The organism is Streptomyces sp. NPDC055962 (genome assembly GCF_042270185.1).
Lineage (GTDB): Bacteria > Actinomycetota > Actinomycetes > Streptomycetales > Streptomycetaceae > Streptomyces.
In genome coordinates this window covers 528,580-549,927 of the sequence record NZ_JBHJYN010000005.1, presented here as the reverse complement: position 1 = coordinate 549,927, position 21,348 = coordinate 528,580, and the positions used below count along the sequence as shown (strand labels likewise).

Sequence of the window (21,348 nt, the reverse complement as noted above, 5' to 3'; positions counted from 1 at the left end):
ACCGGGGCCCTCCGGGCGCTTCCCTTCGTTCTTGCGTTTCCGACTCTATCAGACTCTTTCGTGTCCGATTCCCGGCCGAAGCGGGTTACTGCTTGCTTCGCTTTCCAGTTCTTCGCTTTCGCGTTTCCCTTTCCGGCGAGTCCGACTCTATCAGGCCTTTTCCCTTTCCCTTGACCACGGTCTCGCGAGCATGCGAGAGCACAATCAGAGTTAGAGTCTGGGCTTGGGAGTCGCTGCCGACCCCCGACTCGAAGTCGCGTTGGGGTCAGGCAGGGGTATGACAGTACAGGTCGCTGTGGGGCGAGGCAAATCGTTTCCGGTGCACCCCTAGGTCGGCCAACCGGTAGCTCTCGGGCGGAACCGGGACTTCATATGACTTACGCTGCTGATCAGTACGCCGCACTCCATCAGTCGTGGCGGTTGACCCCACAAACGGATCCCCACCCCTGGGAGGCTCTCCATGACCACAGTGACGTCCCCTCTTGCCGGCCGCGCCATCGGACTCACCGCGGTTCCCGACCCCGTGTTCTCCGGAGCCATGGTGGGTCCCGGTACCGCCATCGACCCGGTCCGCGAGCCCTCCGAGGCCGTTTCGCCGGTCGACGGCATCGTCGTCTCCCTGCACCCGCATGCCTTCGTCGTCGTCGACGACCAGGGACACGGGGTGCTGACGCACCTCGGGATCGACACCGTGCAGCTGAACGGCGAGGGCTTCGAGCTGCTCGTGAACAAGGGGGACACGGTGACCCGCGGTCAGGGCATCGTCCGGTGGGACCCCGCCGGGGTGGAGGCGGCCGGCAAGTCCGCGATCTGCCCGGTCGTCGCCCTGGAGGCCACCGCCGAATCCCTCTCCGACGTCCGTGAGGACGGCGACGTGAAGGTCGGCGACACGCTGTTCGGCTGGCAGTGACACCCTCGGCGCAGTAACGAGCCAGTTGGGCATCAACCGCGGCGGCGCAGCCGCCGCACGACCGGAGACGGGTGAAATGGAGACAACGCTGCGAGGCGTCGGCGTGAGCCACGGTGTGGCGATCGGCGAAGTTCGGCACATGGGTACGGCGGTCCTGGAGCCGCCGGCCAAGCAGATTCCCGCGGAGGAGGCCGAGCGCGAGCAGGGGCGTGCCCGCCAGGCCGTGGAAGCTGTGGCGGCCGACCTCATTGCGCGCGGCAACCTGGCCGGGGGCGAGGCACAGCACGTGCTCGAGGCCCAGGCCATGATGGCGCAGGACCCCGAGCTCATCGCGGACGTCGAGCGCCGTATCGCCGTCGGCAGCACCGCCGAGCGCGGTGTCTACGACGCGTTCGCCGCCTACCGGGCGCTGCTGGCCAACGCCGGTGAGTACCTGGCGGGGCGCGTGGCCGACCTCGACGACGTGCGGAACCGGATCGTGGCACGGCTGCTGGGTGTGCCGATGCCGGGTGTGCCGGACAGTGACCAGCCCTATGTGCTGATCGCGCGTGACCTGGCTCCCGCCGACACGGCCCTGCTCGACCCCACGCTGGTCCTCGGCTTCGTCACCGAGGAGGGCGGGCCGACCAGCCACAGCGCCATCCTGGCGCGCGCACTCGGGGTTCCGGCCGTGGTCGCCCTCCCCGGCGCGGGTGAGATCGCCGAGGGCACGGTCGTGGCGGTGGACGGCAGCACCGGTGAGATCTTCGTCGAGCCGAGCCAGGAGAAGCGCGCCGAGATGGAGAGCGCTTCGGCCGCACGCAAGGCGGCCCTGTCGGCCGTGACCGGTCCCGGTGCCACCTCCGACGGTCACAAGGTGCCGCTGCTCGCCAACGTCGGCGGTCCCGGCGACGTGCCGGCCGCGGTGGAGGCCGGTGCCGAGGGCGTCGGGCTGTTCCGTACGGAGTTCCTCTTCCTGGACGACAGCAAGCAGGCTCCGTCCGAGGAGAAGCAGACTGCGGCCTACCGTGCCGTCCTCGAGGCGTTCCCCGAGGGTCGTGTCGTCGTGCGGGTGCTGGACGCCGGTGCCGACAAGCCTCTGGACTTCCTGACGCCGGCGGACGAGCCGAACCCCGCACTGGGTGTGCGTGGTCTGCGCAGCCTGCTGGACCACCCGGACGTGCTGCGGACCCAGCTGACGGCGCTGGCCAGGGCGGCCGAGGGGCTGCCCGTGTACCTCGAGGTCATGGCCCCGATGGTGGCGGACCGTGCCGACGCCAAGGCGTTCGCCGACGCCTGTCGTGAGGCGGGGCTGCAGGCCAAGTTCGGGGCGATGGTGGAGATTCCGTCCGCCGCGCTCCGGGCGCGCTCGATCCTTCAGGAGGTGGAGTTCCTGTCGCTGGGTACCAACGACCTGGCCCAGTACACCTTCGCGGCCGACCGTCAGGTGGGTGCCGTGTCGCGGCTGCAGGATCCCTGGCAGCCCGCACTGCTCGATCTGGTCGCTCTCTCGGCCGACGCCGCGAGGGCCGAGGGCAAGAGCTGTGGCGTCTGTGGTGAGGCCGCTTCGGACCCGCTGCTGGCGTGTGTGCTGACCGGACTGGGGGTCACCTCCCTGTCGATGGGTGCGGCGTCCATCCCCTACGTGCGGGCCACGCTGGCGAAGCACACCCTCGCGCAGTGCGAGCGTGCGGCCTCCGCCGCCCGTGCGGCGGACTCCGCCGAGGAGGCGCGCCTCGCTGCGCAGGCGGTGCTCTCGGGCGAGTGACGCCGTCCGCAGGACGCAGTCGGATGTGAAGGGGTTCCCGCCGGTTCCGGTGGGAACCCCTTTCGTCTGTCGGCGGCGGGCCGCCGCGGCTGTCAGCGATGGGCCTCCGGTTCGTCGGCGCCGAGGTCGGACCCCGCGCAGTACTCGACGCCGGACTCCGGCGAGACAGGTTCACCCGTGTCCGCGTCGGTGCAGTAGGCGCTGAAGACCTCGCCCGCCGTGAGCGGCAGGAGACTTCCCCGGTGCAGACGCCAGCCGTGCACCCGGTCCGGGGTGTCCGGCGTGGTGGTGCGCAGTACGACACCCCCCTGGGTCTCCAGCGCGACGCCCACGGCGAGGACCGTGGCGAACTCCGCCCCCTCCGCCGACTCGAGACAGGCAGGGCCCTCCGGGTCCCGCGTCGTGTGGAGGACGGCGAGGAGCTGTTCGCTCTCCGTGGGGATGCTGCAGACCACGTGGTGGGTGCCCGGACCCGCGGTGTCCAGCAGCCGCGTCAGCAGGTGGGAGGCCCGGTCGAAGGCCGCACGGCCGATGTCCTGCCCGCAGTCCGCGCAGTCGCCGAGGCCGGCGAGCAGCATGGTGGCGTACTCCCATGTCGCCCGTCGGACGGCTCGGGAGACGAGCAGGGGGATCAATGTGTCGATCGGCTGGCCGGTGTAGGCGACGGTGGCGCCCGCCGCGGCGATCTCGGCGGTGAAGCGGCCCCTGCTCGCGCGCTCGTCGGGTTCGATCCCCGACTCGGCGCAGAACTCCGCGTAGTCCTCCGGGTCGAAGAGGGCGACGGTGGTGTGCATGCCCTGGGCGGCGAGCGTGCGCAGCAGGCCCTCGACCTGCCGCAGATAGACCGTGTGGTCGTCGAAGGTGAAGGTCCGGTAGTGGCGCATGGCCGCGAAGTCCTCGGGGTCGACCAGGAGGCCGACGGTCGTGGGTGCTTCGCGGCGCAGCGCGCGTCGCATGGATGTCGCGGAGTGTCGCCGGCCGCGCCCGGTCTGCCTGATGTGCGCCATGAGTCCCCCTGTGCGCTGTCGATCGTTGCTCACTCAGCGTAATCAGGGGGACTGACAACGGCCGCCCGCGGCCGGTTCAGCGGCGCTTGCGGGCGAGGTCCTCGTAGAAGTGGAGGAGTTCGAGGTTGTCGATGGAGCCCGGGTTGACCGCCTTGGACAGCGCGGTTCCCTGGAGGAGCCGCTTGACCGGGACCTCGATGCGCTTGCCGGTGAGGGTGTGCGGGATGCCGGGCACCTCGATGACCTCGTCCGGCACGTGGCGCGGGGAGAGGTTCTCCCGGATGGTCCGCTTGATGCTGTCGCGGAGTGCGTCGTCGAGGGTGGCGCCCTCGGCGAGGTGGACGAAGAGCGGCATCCAGTAGCCGCCGTCCGGCTCTTCGAGGCCGATGACGAGGGACTCGCGGATTTCGGGGAGCCGCTCGACCGCCTCGTAGATGTCGGCGGATCCCATTCGGACACCCTGCCGGTTGAGGGTGGAGTCGGAGCGGCCGTGGATGACGACCGAGCCGCGGTCGGTGAGGGTGATCCAGTCGCCGTGGCGCCAGACGCCGGGGTACATGTCGAAGTAGCTGTCGTGGTAGCGGCTGCCGTCGGGGTCGTTCCAGAAGCGGACCGGCATGGAGGGCATGGGGGCGGTGACGACGAGCTCGCCGACCTCGTCCGTGAGCGGCTGCCCCGCCGGGTCCCAGGACTGGAGGTCGGTACCCAGGCAGGGGGCCTGGAGTTCGCCGATGTGGACCGGCAGGGTGGGGACCGCGCCCGCGAAGCAGCTGCAGACGTCGGTCCCGCCGCTGACGGAGGCGATCCAGAGGTCCTCGGCGACCTCGTCGTGGAGCCAGCGGAAACCGTCGGGCGGGAGCGGGGAGCCGGTGGTGGCGACGCACTGGACCCTGCTGAGGTCGTGGTCGCGGCCGGGGTGGACCTCGGCCTTGCGGCAGGCCATGACGTAGGCGGCCGATGTCCCGAAGAGGGTCGCGCCGGTCTGTTCGGCGACCCGCCACTGGGCGCTGACGTCCGGATACCCGGGGCTGCCGTCGTACAGGACGAGGGTGGTGCCGGTGAGCAGGCCGGAGACGAGGAAGTTCCACATCATCCAGCCCGTCGAGGTGTACCAGAAGAACCGGTCGTCGGGGCCGAGGTCGCAGTGCAGGCCGATCTGCTTGAAGTGTTCGAGCAGGATGCCGCCCTGGGACTGGACGATCGCCTTCGGCAGGCCGGTGGTGCCCGAGGAGTAGAGCACCCAGAGCGGATGGTCGAAGGGGACCTGTTCGAAGACGGGTGCGGTGTCCGAGGCGGTGAGCTCCGCCCAGTCGAGGGCGCCTTCGGGGGTGTCCGTGCCGAGGAGCGGGATGTGGACGACGGCGCGCAGGGTCGGGAGTTCGCCGCGGAGTTGGGCCACGGTGGCGGTGCGGTCGTGCTCCTTGCCGCCGTAGCGGTAGCCGTCGACGGTGAACAGGACGACCGGTTCGACCTGCTGGAAGCGGTCCAGGACGCTGCGGGCACCGAAGTCCGGGGCGCACGAGGTCCAGACCCCGCCGACCGCGGCGGTGGCGAGGAACGCGACGACCGCCTGCGGGATGTTGGGGAGGTATCCGCTGACCCGGTCGCCGGGGGTCACGCCGAGGGCGCGGAGTCCGGCGGCCAGCGAGCCGACCTGGCGCCGCAGTTCGGACCAGCTGACGGCGACCTGGGTGTGGGTCTCGTCGACGTACAGCAGGGCGGGGGCGTCCGCGCGGATCGGGTCGTCGGCGGTGCGCAGGGCGTGCTCGGCGTAGTTGAGGGTGGCGCCGGGGAACCACTGCGCGCCGGGCATGGTGCGGTCGCCGAGCACGGCCTCGTACGGGGTGGAGAAGCGTACGTCGAACCATTCGGCGACGGCCTCCCAGAAGGTGTCGAGCTCGTCGACCGACCAGCGGTGCAGCGCCGCGTAGCCGCCGTCGGCCGGGGCTCCGTGGCGGCCGGCCGCCCATCGCTGGAAGCGGGTGACGGCCGCGGCCTCGACACGCTCGGGCTCGGGCTGCCAGAGGGGGGCTTCGCCGGCTGCTGAGGTCATGGAGGCTCCCTGGCCTTTCGGGGTGTACGCGGGGTGTGCGTGCGTCGCGCGCACGGGCTGGGGTGTGCGCGTGAACGGCAGTTACGGACGATGCCATGTGATCGTCTTGCGCACCAGGGTCCCCCCGCCATGGTTGCGTGTCCGGCTGTGTGGCGAAGCCACAGGTGAACGGAAGCTGAACGGAGCACGTATCCGTCCGGGCTGATGGCAGGGTGGCCCGCATGGATGGTCGTGACCTGGTGCGCTCGGTGAAAATGGTCGGTTCTGTGCAAGGGATGCGTACGGTGCGCTCGGCCTGGCGGCGGCAGCGCGCGGATGCGCGGGCGCTCGCGCCGCGCGGTGCGGAGAGGGCGCGTGTGCCCGGTCTCCTGGTCAGTGCGGAGCCCGGGCCGGGCGGTGGTGTGGTGCGCTTCGCCCGCTCGGAGCTCTGTGTGCGGGTGTCGGTGGGCGGTGCGGTGTTCTGGTCCTGGGACGGCGCCGCATCCCTGCCCTCGTACGCCCTGCCCGATGCCGGGCCCGACCCGGATCCCCGGGCGCGGCTCGAGCCGGACACGAACGGGGGCTGGCAGGTGGTGTCGGAGCGGCTGACCGTCGTCGTGTCGCGGCACGGGGCGGTGGAGCTGCGTACGCCGGGCGGGGTCCTCCTTCGGCGGGAGCTGCCGCCGCGCTGGTGGGAGCCGGTGGGCGGGGGCACCGCACGGTGGGTGCAGCGGTCCGAGGTCCCGGCCGACGCCCGTTTCTTCGGGCTGGGCGGACGGGCCGGCGGGCCGCGGCTGCGGGAGGGTACGTACGGGCTGTGGAACACCGATCCCGGAGGGCGGTTCGGTCCCGGTGACGATCCGCTGTACCTGACGATGCCGGTGCAGGTGGTGGTCTCCGACGCGGGGACGCATCTGGTGTTCCACGACAACTCCTGGTCGGGACGGGTGACGCTCCGGGAGGGCGAGGAGGGCGCCGGATCGGGCCATGACCGGCCGGGTACCTGTGAGGTGCGGATGGACGGCGGTCCGCTGCGCTGCTGGGTGGTCGTGGGGACGCCGGCCAGGGTGCTCCAGGGGTGGACGGCTCTGACGGGGGCGCCCGCGCTGCCGCCGTCGTGGGCGCTCGGTCCGCAGCACGCCCGCTGGGGGTTCGGCAGCGAGCAGGAGGTGCGCCGGATCGTGGCGGGGTACCGGGAGCGGGGGCTGCCTCTGTCGGTGCTCCATCTGGACATCGACCACTACGACGCCCATCAGGTGTTCACGGTCGACCGGGAGCGGTTCCCCGGTCTCCCCCGGCTGGCGGAGGAGTTGCGCGAGGACGGTGTCCGGCTGGTGTCGATCGTCGATCCGGCGGTGAAGGCGTCGGCGGGCAACGCGGTGTTCGACAGCGGTCTCGGCGTCGGGGTGGAGGGCGCGTTCGTGCGGGGCCCGGAGGGGGAGCCCGTGCTCGGCGAGGTGTGGCCGGGTGAATGCGTCTATCCCGATTTCACCGACCCGCTGGTGCGGGAGTGGTGGGGTGCGCTGTACGAGGAGCGGCTCGGCCAGGGGTTCTCCGGGGTGTGGCACGACATGAACGAGCCGGTGTCGTTCTCGGCGTTCGGGGATCCGTCGCTGCCCCGCTCGTCCCGGCACGCGTTGGAGGGCCGCGGCGGCGACCACCGGGAGGCGCACAACGTGTACGCCCTGGCGATGGCGAGGGCCGGGTACGAGGGGCTGCGCCGGCTGCGCCCCGACGAGCGGCCGTTCCTGTTCTCCCGTTCGGGGTGGGCGGGGATGCAGCGGTACGGGGGCACCTGGTCCGGTGACGTGGCGACGGGCTGGCCGGGGCTCCGGGCGTCGCTGGCTCTGGTCCTGGGGCTGGGACTCTGCGGGGTGCCGTACTCGGGACCCGATGTGGGCGGGTTCGACGGGTCGCCGTCGCCGGAGCTCTATCTGCGCTGGTTCCAGTTGGGCGCGTACATGCCGCTGTTCCGTACGCACGCGGCTGTCGACGCGGGGCGCCGGGAGCCGTGGGAGTTCGGACCGGAGGTGCTCGCGCACGCCGGACGGACGCTGCAGGAGCGGGAGCGGCTGTTGCCGTACTTCGTGACGCTGGCTCAGCTGGCCCGGCTGACGGGCGCTCCGTATGTGCGGCCGGTGTGGTGGGGGGCTCCCGGGGACCGGGAACTGCGGGACTGCGAGGACGCGTTCCTGCTGGGCGACGCGCTCCTGGTCGCTCCCGTGCTGGAGGAGGGGGCGGACCGCAGGTCTGTCCGGCTGCCGCGAGGGCGGTGGTTCGACACGTGGACGGGACAGGCGTTCGAGGGGCCGGGCCAGGTGGTGGTGGAGGCGCCGCTGTCACGTGTTCCGGTGCTGGCGCGGGCCGGTGCGGTGATGCCGGTGCGGGCCGCGGACGGGGGCCTGGAACTGGAGGTGTGGGCTCCGCCCCCGGGGCGTGCCGGAGGCGGGCTGGTGGTGCGGGACATGGGCGACGGGTGGGAGAGCGCGGAGGTGGAGCGGTACACGTCGCGGCTCCTGTCCGGGCGTGTGGTGGTCGAGCGGGACGGTGAGGAGGGGCTGGTGCCGTATCCGGTCCGGGTACGGGGGCTGGCGCAGGAGGCTCAGCCGTAGGCTCCCGCGAACCAGGAGCGCACGGCCCGGGTGTGCAGCGGGAAGGCGAGGTCGCCGGGGGCGCTCAGCACGTCGTACCCCGAGGTCTCGTCCGTCGGGGCCGAGGGCGGGAGCTCCGCGGCGGGGCGCGGCGGGAGCAGTCCGAAGAGCAGCAGGTGGCCGTCGGGGCTGCTCAGAGCGTCGGCGAGGCGTACGTCCGCCTCGTCGGCGGGGATGCCTGTCTCCTCGCGCAGTTCACGCACGACGGCGTGGCGCCAGTCCTCGGTCCGGTCGACGTATCCGCCGGGCAGCGCCGTCCCGCCCCGGTGCGGCGGGATGGTGCGGGTGATGACGACGAGGCCGGTGCCGTGCGGTCCGGTGACGGGCAGCAGGGCGACGGCCACGGGCAGCGGATTGCGGTAGGCGGTCCTGCCGCAGGCCGCACATGTGCGGGGCCAGTCGGAGGCGGCGTACGGGGTCCCGCAGCTGCCGCAGTGGGAGTCGTTCACGGCCGGACTGTATCCGATCACCCTTCTCTTGTGGCTCCGGAGCTGATAAACGGTGTGCCCATGACAGGAATTGCTCGTGTTCTCCGCGCCCTGGCCGCCTCCGGCGGCGCCCTGCTCGCCGTGACCGCCGCCGCGCCGGTGGCGGTGGCCGGCCCCGAACCCAAGGCTCCGCCGGAGTTCGTCGATCTCCGCTCCGTCGATCCGACGATCATCACGGAGATGCGCTACACCACGGCGCACAACTTCGTGGGTGAGCCGGTGGACGGCTACCGGCAGCCCGTCTGCATCCTGACCCGGCCCGCCGCCCGCGCCCTGCGGTCCGCCCAGCGGAGTCTTCTTCGCCAGGGCTACTCGCTCAAGGTGTACGACTGCTACCGGCCGCAGCGGGCCGTGGACCACTTCGTGCGCTGGGCGGAGGATCTCGACGACGAGGTGATGAAGGACGAGTTCTACCCGAAGGTCGACAAGACGCGGCTGTTCGCGGACGGTTACATCGCGGAGAAGTCCGGTCACAGCCGGGGCAGCACCGTGGACCTCACGCTCGTGAAGCTGCCCGCGCTGCCGACGCGGCCGTACCGGCCGGGTGAGGAGCTGAGCCCGTGCTACGCGCCGAAGGATGAGCGCTTCCCCGACAACTCGGTGGACATGGGCACGGGGTACGACTGTTTCGACACCCTGTCCCACACGGACGACCCCCGGGTTCAGGGGGCCCAGCGGGCCAACCGGCAGTTCCTCAAGAAGACGCTGACGGATCTGGGCTTCGTGAATCTGGCCGAGGAGTGGTGGCACTTCACCTACAAGCCGGAGCTCTTCCCGGACACGTACTTCGACTTCCCGGTGGCCAGGCGGTCCGTCGCGGGGCACTGACGGTCCGGGCGGAGGACGGGCGACCGGGACCACCCCCGTGGGCTCCGGCCGCCCGTCCTCCTCTTCGGACGCCGAACGGGCGTTTCCGGTTGCCGTGCGAGCCATTACGGTGCCCTTATGTCACCACAGACGTTCGATTCGTATGAAGAGTTCTGGCCCTACTACGTCGCCATGCACTCCAGAGCGGCGACCCGATGGGTGCATCTGACCGGGACGCTGACGGGACTCGCGCTCACCGCGTACGGTCTGGCGCGCGGCCGGAAGCGCTACGCCCTGGCGCTGCCCCTGATCGGCTACGGCACGGCGTGGCCCGCACACTTCCTCATCGAGAAGAACAACCCCGCGACGTTCGGGCATCCCGTGTGGTCGCTGCGCGGGGACGCGCAGATGATCCGGACGATGCTCGCGGGGCGGGACGAGGAACTGGCCGAGACCGCGGCCAAGTGGCTCGCGGAGAACACCTGATCCCGCTGGTGCGCGGAGGGTTGACGGGCCGTCACCCCGGGTGAACACTTCATCCACGCCCGCTGTCCCCACACCGTACGCGCGGCCCGTACCCCGGTCGGCGGGGGTACGGGCCGCGTCACGTGCGGTGGGGCAGCGGGTGTCAGGTCCTGGCCGGCTCCCGGAGCCGGTCGGCGCGCGCCACGGCGTTCTCCACCACGGCGACGAGCACATCCCGCACGGAGGCACGGTCGCGCGCGTCGCAGAGCAGCACCGGCACCTCGGGGTCGAGGTCGAGGGCCGCCCGGACCGTCCCGGCGGGGAACTGCTCGGCCCCCTCGAAGAGGTTGACGGCGACCGTGAACGGGATCCCCCGGCGTTCGAAGTAGTCGACCGCCGCGAAGCAGTCCTCCAGCCGCCTGGTGTCGGCGAGGACCACCGCGCCCAGGGCGCCCTGGGCCAGTTCGTCCCAGAGGAACCAGAACCGGTCCTGCCCGGGGGTCCCGAACAGGTAGAGGACCAGGTCCTCGCGCAGGGTGATCCGGCCGAAGTCCATGGCCACCGTGGTGGTGCTCTTGCCCTCGACCCCCGCCACGTCGTCGACGGGGCGGCCCGCCTCGCTCAGCCTCTCCTCCGTGCGCAGCGGTCTGATCTCGCTGACGGCGCCCACGAGGGTCGTCTTGCCCACCCCGAAGCCGCCCGCCACCAGGATTTTCAGGGTGACGGGCTCCACGTGCCGCCTCTTGCGGCTAGAGCGCCCGAAGGCCATTGATCACCTCGCGAAGAAGGCTCTCGTCCGGCAGCTCGGCCGGCGGAACGGGACGGGTGACGTGCACCAGCTCGTCCTCGACGAGGTCACCCACCAGGACGCGGACCACCCCGACGGGGAGATCCAGCCCGGAGGCGAGCTCGGCGATGGACTGGGGCATGTCGCTGCACAGTTCGACGATCTCCACGTGTTCCGGGGAGAGCGTCTGATCCCGGCCGGGATCGTCGGCCGCCGGTTCGGGGATGACGATCGCGATCAGGTCGAGGCGATGGCGGGACGCGCTGCTGGTCCGCCCCCGGGTCATCGCGTAGGGCCGGACCACCGGCCCCGCTTCGGCGTCGTACCAGCGCGAGGAACCCGCTTCGGAGGGAGCGGGCGGTGATCCGGACACGGTGTCCCGGGCGGAGTCTGCGCTCATCCCCTCGCCTCACCCTCCGGCGGGCAGACCGGTGGTCCTGGGGGCATTGGCCAGGTGGGCCCCCACGCGCTTGACCATCAGGGTCATCTCGTACGCCACCTGCCCGACGTCCGAGTCCGAGTCGGCCAGGACGGCGAGGCAGCTGCCGTCACCGGCCGCCGTGACGAAGAGGAAGGCCTCGTCGAGCTCGACCACCGTCTGGCGGACCCGGCCGGCGTCGAAGTGGCGGCCGACGCCCTTGGCCAGGCTGTGGAATCCGGAGGCGACGGCCGCCAGGTGCTCGCTGTCCTCGCGCGTCAGGTCCTGGGACGTGCCGGTGGCCAGGCCGTCGCTGGACAGGACCAGCGCCTTGCGGATACTCGCGACGCGCTCGACGAGTTCGTCGAGGAGCCAGTTGAGCTCGCCGGATCCCTGGCGTGCGGCGTTGTGTGCTGCGGCGTTCGGTGCGGTCATCGACCGTCCCCTCCCGGAGTGGTTCCTGGTGCTGTCTCGCCGGGGCCGGTCACGTCCTCGGCATTCTGCCGACGGCCGCGCTGCCAGCCGCGTTGAAGCGAAGCCATGCGATTGCGTACGTCGTCCGCGTCACGTTCGAGGTCGTCGTCGGTGTCCGCGGGGGCGTGGCCGGAAGTCCGCCCTGCGGAGTCCTCCCGGAGCTGTGGGGCGAGGTTCGCCTGCCGGACCCTGCGAGGGAGCCCGCCGACCGTGTCGGGTGCGGACGGCCGGGCCGTGGGCCTGGGCCGTGCCCGGGGCTCGTCGGCCGGGGGCTCGCCCGGTGCGGGTTCGGCGGTCCCGGGGCCGGGGGCCGCCGGGAAACCGCCGGGCGCGCTCCGATGGGTACGGGGCCGGTCCCCGATCCGGCGGCCCTGGTCGGCGACGAGGGTCGGCGGCTTGCGGCGGGGCAGCGGCACGGGGCCGGCGGGCCGCATGGGCCGCACGTCGGCGGCACGGCCGTCCGAGGCGTCGAAGGCCTGCTGGTGCTGTTCCCGGTCGGCTTCCCGCCTCAGGTCGCGGGCGCGGAAGATGCCGCCGCGCTCGCTCTCGGTGTCCTCCAGGTCGGAGACCCCGTCGAGGACCGGGCCGAGGGCCGGGTCGAGCTCCCGGTCGCGTGCCGGGTCGGTGAAACCGAGGGTCCCCACCGGGCCTTCGAGTTCGACGGGTCCGTCGAGCACGGACGGGTCGGTGAGACCGGTGGGAACCGGGGAGAGGCCGGAGGTCCTGCCCGGGATGCCGGCGTCCGCTACTCCGTCCCTGCGGGCCTTGTCGCTGCCGGGCACGTCGCTGCCGGGCCGTCCGCTGCCGAGTGCCTTCTCGGCCCGGCGGTCCAGGCGGAAGCCGGTGCCGTGCGTGTCGGGCGCGTCGGTGAGCAGCTGCGCGGGGATGAAGACGACCGCGGTCGTCCCTCCGTACGGCGAGGTCTGCAGGGACACCCTGACGTTCTGCCGCTGCGCGAGCCGGCTGACGACGAAGAGGCCCAGCCGGTCGGTGTCCGAGAGCTCGAAGTCGGGGGTCTCGGCGAGCCGGAGGTTGGCGTCCAGGAGGACCTCCGGCGCCATGCCGAGGCCACGGTCGTGGATCTCCAGGGTGAAGCCGTTGGCCACCCGCTCGCCGTGCACCTGGACGGCGGTGTGCGGGGGCGAGAACACCGTGGCGTTCTCCAGCAGTTCCGCGATCAGGTGGGTGAGGTCCGCCACGGCGGGGCCGCCCACGCCGATGCGCGGCAGGCGCCGGACCTCGATGCGCTCGTAGTCCTCCACCTCCGCGACCGCCGCCCGCACCACGTCCATCAGCTGGATCGGCTTGCGCCACTGCCGGGACGGAGCCGCCCCGGAGAGGATCACGAGGCCCTCCGCGTGGCGGCGCATACGGGTGGTGAGGTGGTCCAGGCGGAACAGGTCGGCGAGCTCGTCGCTGTTCTCCGTACGCCGTTCCATGGCGTCCAGAAGGGTCAGCTGGCGGTGCAGGAGGACCTGGTTGCGGCGGGCGAGGTTGACGAAGACCTCGGAGACGCCGCGGCGCATGTCGGCCTGCTTGACCGCGGCCTCGACCGCGGCGCGCTGGAGGGTGTTGAGCGCCTGGCCGACCTGGCCGATCTCGTCGCGCTCGTAGCTCAGGTGCGGGGCCTCGGTCTCCACGTCGACCTGTTCGCCGGCGGCGAGGCGCCGCATGACGCTGGGCAGCCGCACCCCGGACACCTCATGGGCGTCCTTGCGCAGCCGGGAGAGGTCGCGGACGAGTTCGCGTCCCACCCGCACGGACACGAAGACGGAGACGAGCAGGGCGACGAACCCGAGGACGCCGGCGACGCCCGCCCGGATCAGGACCCGGAAGCCGGCGGGTTCGGCGCGGTCCTGGAAGCGGTTGGACATCTCGGTGCCGTCGTTGGCGAGGTGTTCCAGGACCGGCGGGGCCACCTCCTCCCAGCGTGCGGAGTCGACGGGCCCCGGCTTCGTGATCGGGCCGGCGGCGATGAGCTTCTGCTCGGCGGTCCGCAGCGGCTCCGTGTCGGGGCTGCGCCAGTACTGCTCCATGCGTCCGCGCTCGCCGGCCGGCAGCAGCTCGAGGTTGACCTCGTACAGGAGGGAGCGGCTGGCGGCCAGGTCGGAGACGACGCGGAGTTCGGGGGCGCCGAGCCGGCCGGCGATGAGGCCCGACGCGATCAGCGCGTCCTCGCGCGACAGCATCTCGCGGGCCCGGGAGATGCCGACCAGGGCCCGGACCTGCTTGTCCATCGACACGTTCTCCATGGTGTGGAGGCCGTTCAGGAAGCGGTAGCAGGGGTCGACGAGGCCGTTGTAGAAGGCGAGGGCCCGCGTCCGGTCGATGGTGCGCTTCTCGACGGAGCCGCGCAGCGCGTCGAGGCCGTCGATCTCGCTCAGGATCGAGTCGAGCCGCGCCTCCGACTCCGGACTCAGCCTGTCCCGGATGTCCTTGCTCTTCGCGCTCTTCGTGACGTCGGCCACGACCCGGTCGGTCGCGGCGCGCCGGCTGCGCAGCAGCGGCAGGGCGTCCGAGGCGCGGGGGTCGGCGAGGTAGACGAGCGTCTGACGGCGTTCGCCCTGCACGGCGCGGATGGTGTCTTCCAGCGGGTGGCCGACCTGCTCCACGATGGCGCTCGCGCCCATCAGCTCCCCGGCCTCACGGCCGGTGACGTAGGTGGCGAAGACCCAGAGACCCGTGAGGGAGGCGAGCGGCACCAGGAGCAACGCCACGATCTTCCTGCGGATGGACTTCCCGCGAAAGCGCATGGCCTCCCCCAGCTCGGCCCCGCACCGCGGGGGTCGTCGTGTCGGTGTTCCCGGTGGTTCCGGTCGCCCGGTCCGCCTGGTCGTTCCGGCGTTCCTGTCGCGGTCCACCGCGCGTCGGCCGGTGTTTCCGTCAACAAACGGCGCGAGCCTACTACTGACGCGCCAGTAACTCGAAGACGTGTCCGGACGAATTCAGGCCGCTCTGCCACGGCTTGCTCACCAGTTGTCCCGGTATTCCCTGCGAAGAAATTCGCGAAAGCGACAGAGAACTCCAGGCCGAACGCGGTGCATCCACACAAGGCAGTTGGCTGGAATTTTTCGTTCCATGACCTTTCGGGGCTTGTTGATGCCTCTTGGCGGGAATCTTCACGACCTGGCGTTCGTCCAGACGTACGGGGCAGAAGAACCTCACGGGGGCCGTGAGACGGACGAGTGGCTCCGCCCGCGTGGAGCGGGCCCGAGCCGGGCAGTCACCCATGAGTCGGACTGTGGCGGGGAGTTGAAGGTCGTTGGACACGGATGAACGCCGGGGCACGACAGGTCCGGCAGCAGCGGTGACGGACACGTCGTCGGCCGCCTCTACGACCGGTGCGCCGCGGACGGCCGCGTCGGCACCCGGCTCGTCGCCCGCCGGTCCCCGGATCCCGCGGCAGCTGTGGGTGGAGGAACCCGCGATACGGCGGCGCATGCCGGACCCGGTGCGTACGGCGGCCGTGCGCGCCGTCATCATCCTGGCCCTGACCCTCATTCAGGCCGTGGTCGCGTTCCTGTGCACCCTGGCCGGGTCGTGGCTCGCCTTCCCCATGGTGCTGAGCGGTGTGGCGGGCACGGTGGTCGCCACGTGGTCGGTGCTGGACGTCTGGGTGACCCGGCAGGTGTGGAACCAGCGGCACGGCGTGGTGTCCGTGCCCAGCAGCACGGCACGTCGCATGCGGCGGGAGCGCCGGGCGGCCCGGCGCTCCGCCAGGGCGCGGGTGCGACAGGAGGACCGGATACGACGCCGGGGCGAAGGCCGCCTCTCACGGGCCTGACTGCCCGGGAGAGCGGCCCGCGCCCCGGGCACTCCTACCGCTGCTCCGAGGCCTGAGCCGGTGCGTTCCGCGCGTCCGTCATCTCCGTGCGCATCTCCGGGACGGCGGAGGCCGTCCCGCTCGCGGTGCCGCTCCGCTTGAACATGCGGGTCGCAGTGATCTCCCCGTGGACGGTCTCACCCTCGGGGTCCTGCTGGGGCAGGCCCGGCCTCAGGTGCTCCTCGACGCTGATGTACTTCAGCCCCGCCCTCAGGTCCGCGTCGTTGCGGAGGCGGATGACGAGCGGGAACTCGGCGAGCGCAGTGGTGTCGAACAGACCCGTCGTGTAGAGCAGCTGGACCCCCAGGGCGTCGGAGACCGCGCGCTGGAGCTCCAGCAGGTATGTGGCGTTGGCGCGTCCGATGGGGTTGTCGAGAAAGAGCGTGCCCGCGTGGCGGTGCCGGTCGCGGCCCCGGTCGTTGCTGCGCAGCGCGGCCATCGTGCAGTACAGCGCGATCGCGGCGGTGAGCAGCTGGCCGCCGGAGAAGACGTCGCCCATCTGTCCGACGGGGACGCGCTCGGCACGGAGCACCGCGTCCGGCTTGAGGATCTCCACGGCGATGCCCTTGGGCTGCAACGCCGCCTGCACACCCCGCAGCAGGAGGGACATCCCGTCCCTGCGCAGGTCGGAGTTCTTCTTGAGGGCCGCGTGGGTGGCCTCGTCGATGACCTCTCCGAGCCGCTCGGTGAGCGTGGCCTGGTCGGGTTCCTCGAAGCGGATCCGGAGGAACTCCTGTCCGGACCACTCCCCCAGCCCTTCGGGCAGCTGGGAGAGCCGCTGGGCGGAGCGGAGTGTCGTGAGGGCCGACTCCACCAGGCCGCGGAGCCGGTCGACGATGGAGTCGCGGTTGCGCTCCAGCTGGGCCAGCTCGTCGGTGAGCACCCGCAGCCGGGGCGCGAAGGCCGCGGCCCACTTCTCGGCGTGGTCCGGCAGGGCCACTGCCGGGAGTTCCCGGATCTGCTGCCGGGCCGGGGTGCGGACCTGTTCGTACCGGGTGGAGTTGGCGTGCCGGACGAGGACGTCGCTCGCCTCCCGTACGGAACTCTCCGCGGCCGACAGGTCGGTGGCACAGCCGCGCAGCGAGCGGCGGGCCTCGCCGGCGGACTGCCGTGCCTCGTCCAGGGTTCCGTGGTACGGGTCGGGCGCCTCGGTGTCGTCCTCCGCTCCGTGGTCCCTGAGCAGGTCGCGCAGGAGTGCGGCGGTCTCGTCGAAGCCGCTCGCCGAGTCCTCGGCGGTGCGGTGGGCGCGCAGCAGTTCGGCGTGGGCGGCGCGCGCGGTGTCCAGCGCGGCGGTGGCGGAGGCCAGCTCGCCCGTGGCCGTACGGAGCAGGGTCTGGGCCTGGCCGGCGTCCGCCGGGGCGAGGTCGGAGGGGAGCTCGGTGTGGTGGGGTGCCTCGTCGGCGGGGGCGAGGCGCTCCGCCTCGCCGCGCAGCCGGCCGAGCTGTTCGCTGGCCGTGGACGCCCGGGTCTCCAGGAGCTGGACGTGGGACTCGGCGCGGGCCGAGGCCGCCTGCCGTGAGGGGCCGTCGGCGCCGTCCGTGCCTTCGAGGAGCTGGGCGGCGCGGGTGCGGACCTTGTTGGTGAGGCGGTCCAGCTCGGCCAGGGCGGCGCTCTCGTCGCTCTCGGCGCGGGCCTGCTCGGCACGCAGGTCGGCCCCGACGCCCACCTTCTCGTACAGCCGTGAGGCCGCCCGGTACGCCTCGCGCAGGGCGGGCAGGGAGGTGCGCACGCCGGCGGGGTCGGGCTCCGGGAGCTTCTCAGGGACACCGGCGATCTCTGCGCGCTCGGCACGCAGGGCCCGGGCGGTGCGGTGGGCGTCGTCGGCGGCCCGCTGGGCGGCCCGGCGGTCCTCGTCCGCGGCGCGTGCCCGCTCCAGGCAGACCGTGGCCCGTGCCTCCGACTCGGCCGCCTCGTCGGTCAGTTCACGCAGTCGCGCCTGCCAGCCCGCACGGTCGCGGAGACGGTGGGCCAGGCCGGCGAGCGCGTCGGCGGCCCGGCGGGCGCGCTGGGCCGCCTCCTGCCGCTCGTCGCGGACACGCGCGGCGTCGGCGGCGGCCTCGTCCGCCTCGGCGCGCACGGTGCGGGCTTCGTGGAGGGCGGCTTCCGCGGTCTCCGCGGCGGCGCGGGAGGTACGGGCGGCGTCACCGAGCTCGGCGAGCATGCCGGGCGGGCAGTCGGCGCGCCAGGCGCCGATGCGGGCGGCGAGCGAGCGGTCGGCGGTGAGCCGGGCCGCGAGTGTCCGGATGTCCTCGTCGCGCGCGGCGGCCCGGGCCCTGAGCGCCTGCCGCTCCTCGTCGGCGGCGAGTTCGTCGTGCATCGCCGGGTTCGGCGGGACCAGGAACACATCGTCCGCGCCTGCGCCGCCGGGTGCCGGCACGGGCGCGAGCAGGGCCGCGGTCGTACCGACGGCCACCGCCGACCGGGGCAGCAGGGCGGCGGCGGCCAGCACCTCGCGGGCGCGGGTGTGCGCGTCCGGGTCGGTGATGACGACGCCGTCGACGAGTTCCGGCCGTGCGGCCAGCACCGCGGCGTGGTCGGCGGGGTCGACCGCCTGGGCGAGATAGCGCCAGCCGGGCAGCGCGGGGATGCCGTGCTCGCCGAGGTACTCGACGGTGGCGAGGACGTCGGGACCGGGGGGCAGCAGCCCCCCGTCACCGAGGGCGCCGAGGATGCGTGAGTCGTCGGCGGCCGCCGTGCGCAGGTCGAAGAGCCTGCGCTCCGCCGTGGTGATGCCCTGGTCGAGGAGTTCGCGCAGTTCGTCGGCGCTGTTGTCGAACTCCTGGGCCGTGAGGGCCTGCGGGTCCCCCGGTGCCTCCTGCGTCTCCTGCGCGGTGTCGCCGCTCCCGTCCGCGCCGGCCGCGCCCCGGCGGGGTCGCGGGACGCCGGCGCCTGCCGCCGGGAGACCCAGGAGGTCGGCGAGGCGGGGGTCGGCGGCGATCGACTCGGCGGCTCTGCGCTCGGCCTCGTAGGACTGCTCGGCCGCCTCCGCCGCGTCGGCGGCGCGGGCGGCGGCGAGCTCGGTGCGGCTCTCGGCCGCCGCGGCGTGACGTGCCTGGTCGGCGGTGGCCCGTGCGGCCTCCCGCGCGGTGTCCCAGGCGGCTACGGCGGTCTGTTCGGCGTCGTTCGCGGCGAGGGCGGCGCGGGCGGGGTCGGCGTCCGGCGCGGTGTCGTCGAGCCATCCCGCCCGCACGGCCTCGGCGGTCTCCTGCTCGACCTCGGCGAGTCGCTGGCGCAGGTGGCCGGCTTCGCTGCGGGCGCGCTGGGCCTCGGTGGCGGCGGTGGTGGCGTCCCGGTGCGCGGTCTCCCCCGTGCTCTGGAGGATGGCGGAGCGCTCCTCCTCCTCCTCGGCCACCCGCTCCCCCGCCTCGGCGGCGGTGTGCAGGGCGCGTACGAGATCGGCGGCGGCGGTGGCGCGTGCGGCCAGGGCGGGTGCCGCGTCGCGCTCGGCCTCCTGGATGGCGACGGCGACACGGTGCGAGCGGTCGGCGGCGGCCCGGTGGCGCAGAACCGCTTCGGCCGCCTGCCAGGCGGCGTGCAGGGTGCGTGCCTCGCCCAGCTCCCGGCGCTGGGCGGCCGCGCTCTTCTCGGCGGCGGTCAGGGCCAGGGACGCGTGCCGGTAGGCGAGTTCGGCCGCGACCAGACTCCGGTGGCCACGGGTGGAATCGGCCTCGGTGACGGTGTGGGCGGCTGCCGTGACCTGCTCGGCGAGCTCGGAGGTGCGGCCGCGCTCCTCGGCGGCGCGGCCGGAGAGCCGGCGCGCGAGGGTGCGGGTGCGCCGCTCGGCGCCCGCGTGGACGTCACGGCTGCGGGCCCTCGTCGCGGTGGCTTCGACGATCCGTCCCAGCAGGTCGACGGAGCCGGCGGTGAAGTCGCATTCGGCGGTGAGCTCGGCGCGGCGGCCGAGCTTGTTGCCGAAGCCGCTGACGAGATCGGCGAGGCCGTCCGTGTCGCGGGTGTCGGTGACGGCCCGCAGCAGCAGATCGGTGAAGTCGGAGTCCTTCTTGACGGCGAAGAGGCCAGCCGCCTCGCCCTCGTCGGCGTTCATCTCACGCTGGTAGCGGAAGAGTTCGGGGTCGAGCCCGAGGTCACCGAGGTGTTCGTTCCACCGGTCGTGGATCTCCTCCCAGTACACGTCCAGGTGCGGGTAGAACTTGCCCGCGTCGGTGAGGGCGTCGCGGAAGCCCTTCATCGTGCGGCGCCTGCCACGGGCTCCCGAGACGCCTTCGGCGGGGCGGCCCACCGTGGTGGCCTCGGCGACGGGGAGGCTGTCGAGACTGAGTCCGGGTCCGGGGCGGAAGGAGTACCAGGCCTCGGCGAACTTCCGGGGGTCGTTGGAGACCTGGCGGCCGCGCCACTCGCTGACCTTGCCGACGACCACGCACTCGCCGGTGAGCGTGTGCTGCCACTCCAGGGCCACGTGACCGCAGTCGTCGGCGAGCAGGAACTTGCGCAGCACACCGGAGCTGGCGCCGCCCAGGGTGTTGCGGTGCCCCGGCAGCATCACCGAGAAGATCAGCTTGAGCAGGACGGACTTGCCGCCGCCGTTCTCCAGGAAGAGCACGCCCGCGGGCGCGGGGCGGCGCGGGGGGCCGACGGGCTCGTCCTCGAAGAACTCCGCCTGGGCCGGGGCGGGCCGGGGCACGGGCTGGCCGACTCCGCGCAGGTCGAGCACGGTGTCGGCGTAGCGCGCACCGGCGGGCCCGATGGAGTAGAGACGGACCCGGGACAACTCGTACATGGCGGCGGACTCTCGTCGTTCAGGGGGGCGGGCGGCTGGTGGGGCGGCGGGAGGGGGCTCAGGAGTGGAAGGGAAGTCCCGCGTCGGCGGCCAGCTCCAGGCCCTCCGCGTCGGGCGGGGGCAGCAGGGTGGCCGAGCCGTCCGTGACCGGGACGACGCCGAGCTCCAGCAGCTCGGCCATGGCGGCGCTGCCCGCCATGTCGCGCACCTGGAGCTGGTAGCGGGCCGTGGTGCGGTAGGCGCCGCCCGCGTCGTCCCCGGTGCGCTGGAGGAAGCCCGAGTCGGTGAGGAAGGCGACGGCCTTGCCGATGATGCCCGTGGTGGAGCCGGCGAGGCGGCGGGCGTCCTTGGTGGCTCCGGTGGCGCTGCGCCGGGCGTAGATCCGCCACCCCGACTCCAGGCCGGGGGCGTCGGTGGCCGGGTCGGTGTTGTCGCCCTGTTCCTCGGCGCGCTCCTCCAGGCGGTGGCAGGCCTGGCGCACGAAGGCGTCCACGCCGTTGACGGTGATGCGGCCGATGTAGGAGTCGTCGGCCAGGTCCTCGGGGCGGGGGAAGGCCAGGGCGGCGACGGCGAGATGCGCGAGGCCGTGCAGGAAGCGGTCGGCGGAGTCGGAGGAGGCGCGCCGGGCGTAGTCGCCCATGCGCACGGCGAAGACGGAGTCCTCCCCGGCGGTCACGGCCATCCCCGCGCGCGTGGAGACCTCCAGGACGATGAGTCCGAGCCCGGTGGCGACCGCGTCGGCGAGGCGCGCGAACGCGGGTTCCTCCCGGTAGCGGCGGAGCAGCTCGGTGTATTCGGCGTCGCGTGCCGGCATCAGCTTGGGCTGCAGACCGAAGGAGACCAGCCGCGCCGCGTCGGCCGCGTCGGCGGGGGTGACGGCGGTGGGAGCGGGCGGCCCGGCGGCGTCGGCCGCCTGCGTGAGGGACGGGTCGCCCCACGCGTCGGTGTGCTCGGCGTACTGCTCGCTCAACTCGGTGACTCCTCGGTACGGGTGCCGCTCC

General features: G+C 72.9%; 15 protein-coding genes. 6 read left to right on the top strand and 9 right to left on the bottom strand.

What is annotated here, in order from left to right; genetic code table 11:
- Positions 1-460 precede the first annotated feature (460 nt).
- Both ACFC51_RS18605 and ptsP read left to right on the top strand, forming a co-directional pair.
- Positions 461-910 carry a PTS glucose transporter subunit IIA gene (locus ACFC51_RS18605; RefSeq protein WP_376529647.1) on the top strand — a complete coding sequence of 150 codons (450 nt, stop codon included), beginning with the start codon at positions 461-463 and terminating at the stop codon, positions 908-910.
- A gap of 76 nt (positions 911-986) precedes the next feature.
- A complete protein-coding gene (gene ptsP / locus ACFC51_RS18600) occupies positions 987-2,657 on the top strand; it encodes a phosphoenolpyruvate--protein phosphotransferase (protein WP_376377621.1) in 1,671 nt (556 codons plus the stop codon).
- A 92-nt stretch (positions 2,658-2,749) separates the two neighbouring features.
- Here ptsP and ACFC51_RS18595 read toward each other — a convergent pair whose 3' ends face one another.
- Positions 2,750-3,664 carry a hypothetical protein gene (locus ACFC51_RS18595; protein WP_376377619.1) on the bottom strand — a complete coding sequence of 305 codons (915 nt, stop codon included), beginning with the start codon at positions 3,662-3,664 and terminating at the stop codon, positions 2,750-2,752.
- Positions 3,665-3,740: 76 nt separating this feature from the next.
- Positions 3,741-5,717: an acetoacetate--CoA ligase gene (locus ACFC51_RS18590; protein ID WP_376529645.1), complete on the bottom strand. Its 1,977-nt coding sequence runs from the start codon at positions 5,715-5,717 to the stop codon at positions 3,741-3,743.
- A 221-nt stretch (positions 5,718-5,938) separates the two neighbouring features.
- Between ACFC51_RS18590 and ACFC51_RS18585 the strand changes: the two genes are divergently transcribed.
- Positions 5,939-8,308, top strand: a complete 2,370-nt coding sequence (locus tag ACFC51_RS18585) for a glycoside hydrolase family 31 protein (protein ID WP_376529643.1) — start codon at positions 5,939-5,941, stop codon at positions 8,306-8,308.
- Here ACFC51_RS18585 and ACFC51_RS18580 read toward each other — a convergent pair.
- Positions 8,299-8,796, bottom strand: a complete 498-nt coding sequence (locus tag ACFC51_RS18580) for an NUDIX domain-containing protein (RefSeq protein ID WP_376377614.1) — start codon at positions 8,794-8,796, stop codon at positions 8,299-8,301. The genes ACFC51_RS18585 and ACFC51_RS18580 overlap by 10 nt on opposite strands.
- Positions 8,797-8,856: 60 nt before the next feature.
- Here ACFC51_RS18580 and ACFC51_RS18575 point away from each other — a divergent pair, with 60 nt between their 5' ends.
- Together ACFC51_RS18575 and ACFC51_RS18570 are read left to right on the top strand one after the other, a co-directional pair.
- Positions 8,857-9,663 carry a M15 family metallopeptidase gene (locus ACFC51_RS18575; protein ID WP_376529641.1) on the top strand — a complete coding sequence of 269 codons (807 nt, stop codon included), beginning with the start codon at positions 8,857-8,859 and terminating at the stop codon, positions 9,661-9,663.
- 117 nt (positions 9,664-9,780) lie between these two features.
- Complete coding sequence (locus tag ACFC51_RS18570; RefSeq protein ID WP_376377610.1) at positions 9,781-10,128, top strand: Mpo1-like protein; 348 nt, start codon at positions 9,781-9,783, stop codon at positions 10,126-10,128.
- A 142-nt stretch (positions 10,129-10,270) separates the two neighbouring features.
- Here ACFC51_RS18570 and ACFC51_RS18565 read toward each other — a convergent pair whose 3' ends face one another.
- The 4 genes from ACFC51_RS18565 to ACFC51_RS18550 are packed head-to-tail and all read right to left on the bottom strand — an operon-like array spanning position 10,271 to position 14,539.
- The gene (locus ACFC51_RS18565; RefSeq protein WP_376377608.1) at positions 10,271-10,876 is read right to left on the bottom strand and encodes an ATP/GTP-binding protein; all 606 of its coding nucleotides are present in this window, start codon (positions 10,874-10,876) and stop codon (positions 10,271-10,273) included.
- Complete coding sequence (locus tag ACFC51_RS18560; RefSeq protein WP_376377606.1) at positions 10,857-11,294, bottom strand: DUF742 domain-containing protein; 438 nt, start codon at positions 11,292-11,294, stop codon at positions 10,857-10,859. Before ACFC51_RS18560 ends, ACFC51_RS18565 begins: the two co-directional genes overlap by 20 nt.
- Positions 11,295-11,303: 9 nt before the next feature.
- Positions 11,304-11,747: a roadblock/LC7 domain-containing protein gene (locus tag ACFC51_RS18555; protein WP_329226487.1), complete on the bottom strand. Its 444-nt coding sequence runs from the start codon at positions 11,745-11,747 to the stop codon at positions 11,304-11,306.
- Complete coding sequence (locus ACFC51_RS18550) at positions 11,744-14,539, bottom strand: nitrate- and nitrite sensing domain-containing protein (protein WP_376529639.1); 2,796 nt, start codon at positions 14,537-14,539, stop codon at positions 11,744-11,746. The genes ACFC51_RS18555 and ACFC51_RS18550 overlap by 4 nt, the downstream gene beginning before the upstream one ends.
- 509 nt (positions 14,540-15,048) lie before the next feature.
- On the opposite strand from ACFC51_RS18550, the gene ACFC51_RS18545 reads away from it, so the two are divergent.
- Positions 15,049-15,570, top strand: a complete 522-nt coding sequence (locus ACFC51_RS18545) for a hypothetical protein (protein WP_376377602.1) — start codon at positions 15,049-15,051, stop codon at positions 15,568-15,570.
- Between the two features lie 34 nt (positions 15,571-15,604).
- On the opposite strand, the gene ACFC51_RS18540 is transcribed toward ACFC51_RS18545, so the two are convergent.
- Positions 15,605-20,347: a hypothetical protein gene (locus ACFC51_RS18540; RefSeq protein ID WP_376377600.1), complete on the bottom strand. Its 4,743-nt coding sequence runs from the start codon at positions 20,345-20,347 to the stop codon at positions 15,605-15,607.
- A gap of 58 nt (positions 20,348-20,405) precedes the next feature.
- Positions 20,406-21,317, bottom strand: coding sequence for a hypothetical protein (locus ACFC51_RS18535; protein WP_376377598.1), 912 nt, complete (start codon positions 21,315-21,317; stop codon positions 20,406-20,408).
- Positions 21,318-21,348 lie beyond the last annotated feature (31 nt).

Coding starts and splice junctions, on each gene's coding strand:
- ACFC51_RS18605 (WP_376529647.1), top strand. CDS start 461: ATGACCACAGTGACGTCCCCTCTTGCCGGCCGCGCCATCGGACTCACC.
- ptsP (WP_376377621.1), top strand. CDS start 987: ATGGAGACAACGCTGCGAGGCGTCGGCGTGAGCCACGGTGTGGCGATC.
- ACFC51_RS18595 (WP_376377619.1), bottom strand. CDS start 3,664: ATGGCGCACATCAGGCAGACCGGGCGCGGCCGGCGACACTCCGCGACA.
- ACFC51_RS18590 (WP_376529645.1), bottom strand. CDS start 5,717: ATGACCTCAGCAGCCGGCGAAGCCCCCCTCTGGCAGCCCGAGCCCGAG.
- ACFC51_RS18585 (WP_376529643.1), top strand. CDS start 5,939: ATGGATGGTCGTGACCTGGTGCGCTCGGTGAAAATGGTCGGTTCTGTG.
- ACFC51_RS18575 (WP_376529641.1), top strand. CDS start 8,857: ATGACAGGAATTGCTCGTGTTCTCCGCGCCCTGGCCGCCTCCGGCGGC.
- ACFC51_RS18570 (WP_376377610.1), top strand. CDS start 9,781: ATGTCACCACAGACGTTCGATTCGTATGAAGAGTTCTGGCCCTACTAC.
- ACFC51_RS18565 (WP_376377608.1), bottom strand. CDS start 10,876: ATGGCCTTCGGGCGCTCTAGCCGCAAGAGGCGGCACGTGGAGCCCGTC.
- ACFC51_RS18560 (WP_376377606.1), bottom strand. CDS start 11,294: ATGAGCGCAGACTCCGCCCGGGACACCGTGTCCGGATCACCGCCCGCT.
- ACFC51_RS18555 (WP_329226487.1), bottom strand. CDS start 11,747: ATGACCGCACCGAACGCCGCAGCACACAACGCCGCACGCCAGGGATCC.
- ACFC51_RS18550 (WP_376529639.1), bottom strand. CDS start 14,539: ATGCGCTTTCGCGGGAAGTCCATCCGCAGGAAGATCGTGGCGTTGCTC.
- ACFC51_RS18540 (WP_376377600.1), bottom strand. CDS start 20,347: ATGTACGAGTTGTCCCGGGTCCGTCTCTACTCCATCGGGCCCGCCGGT.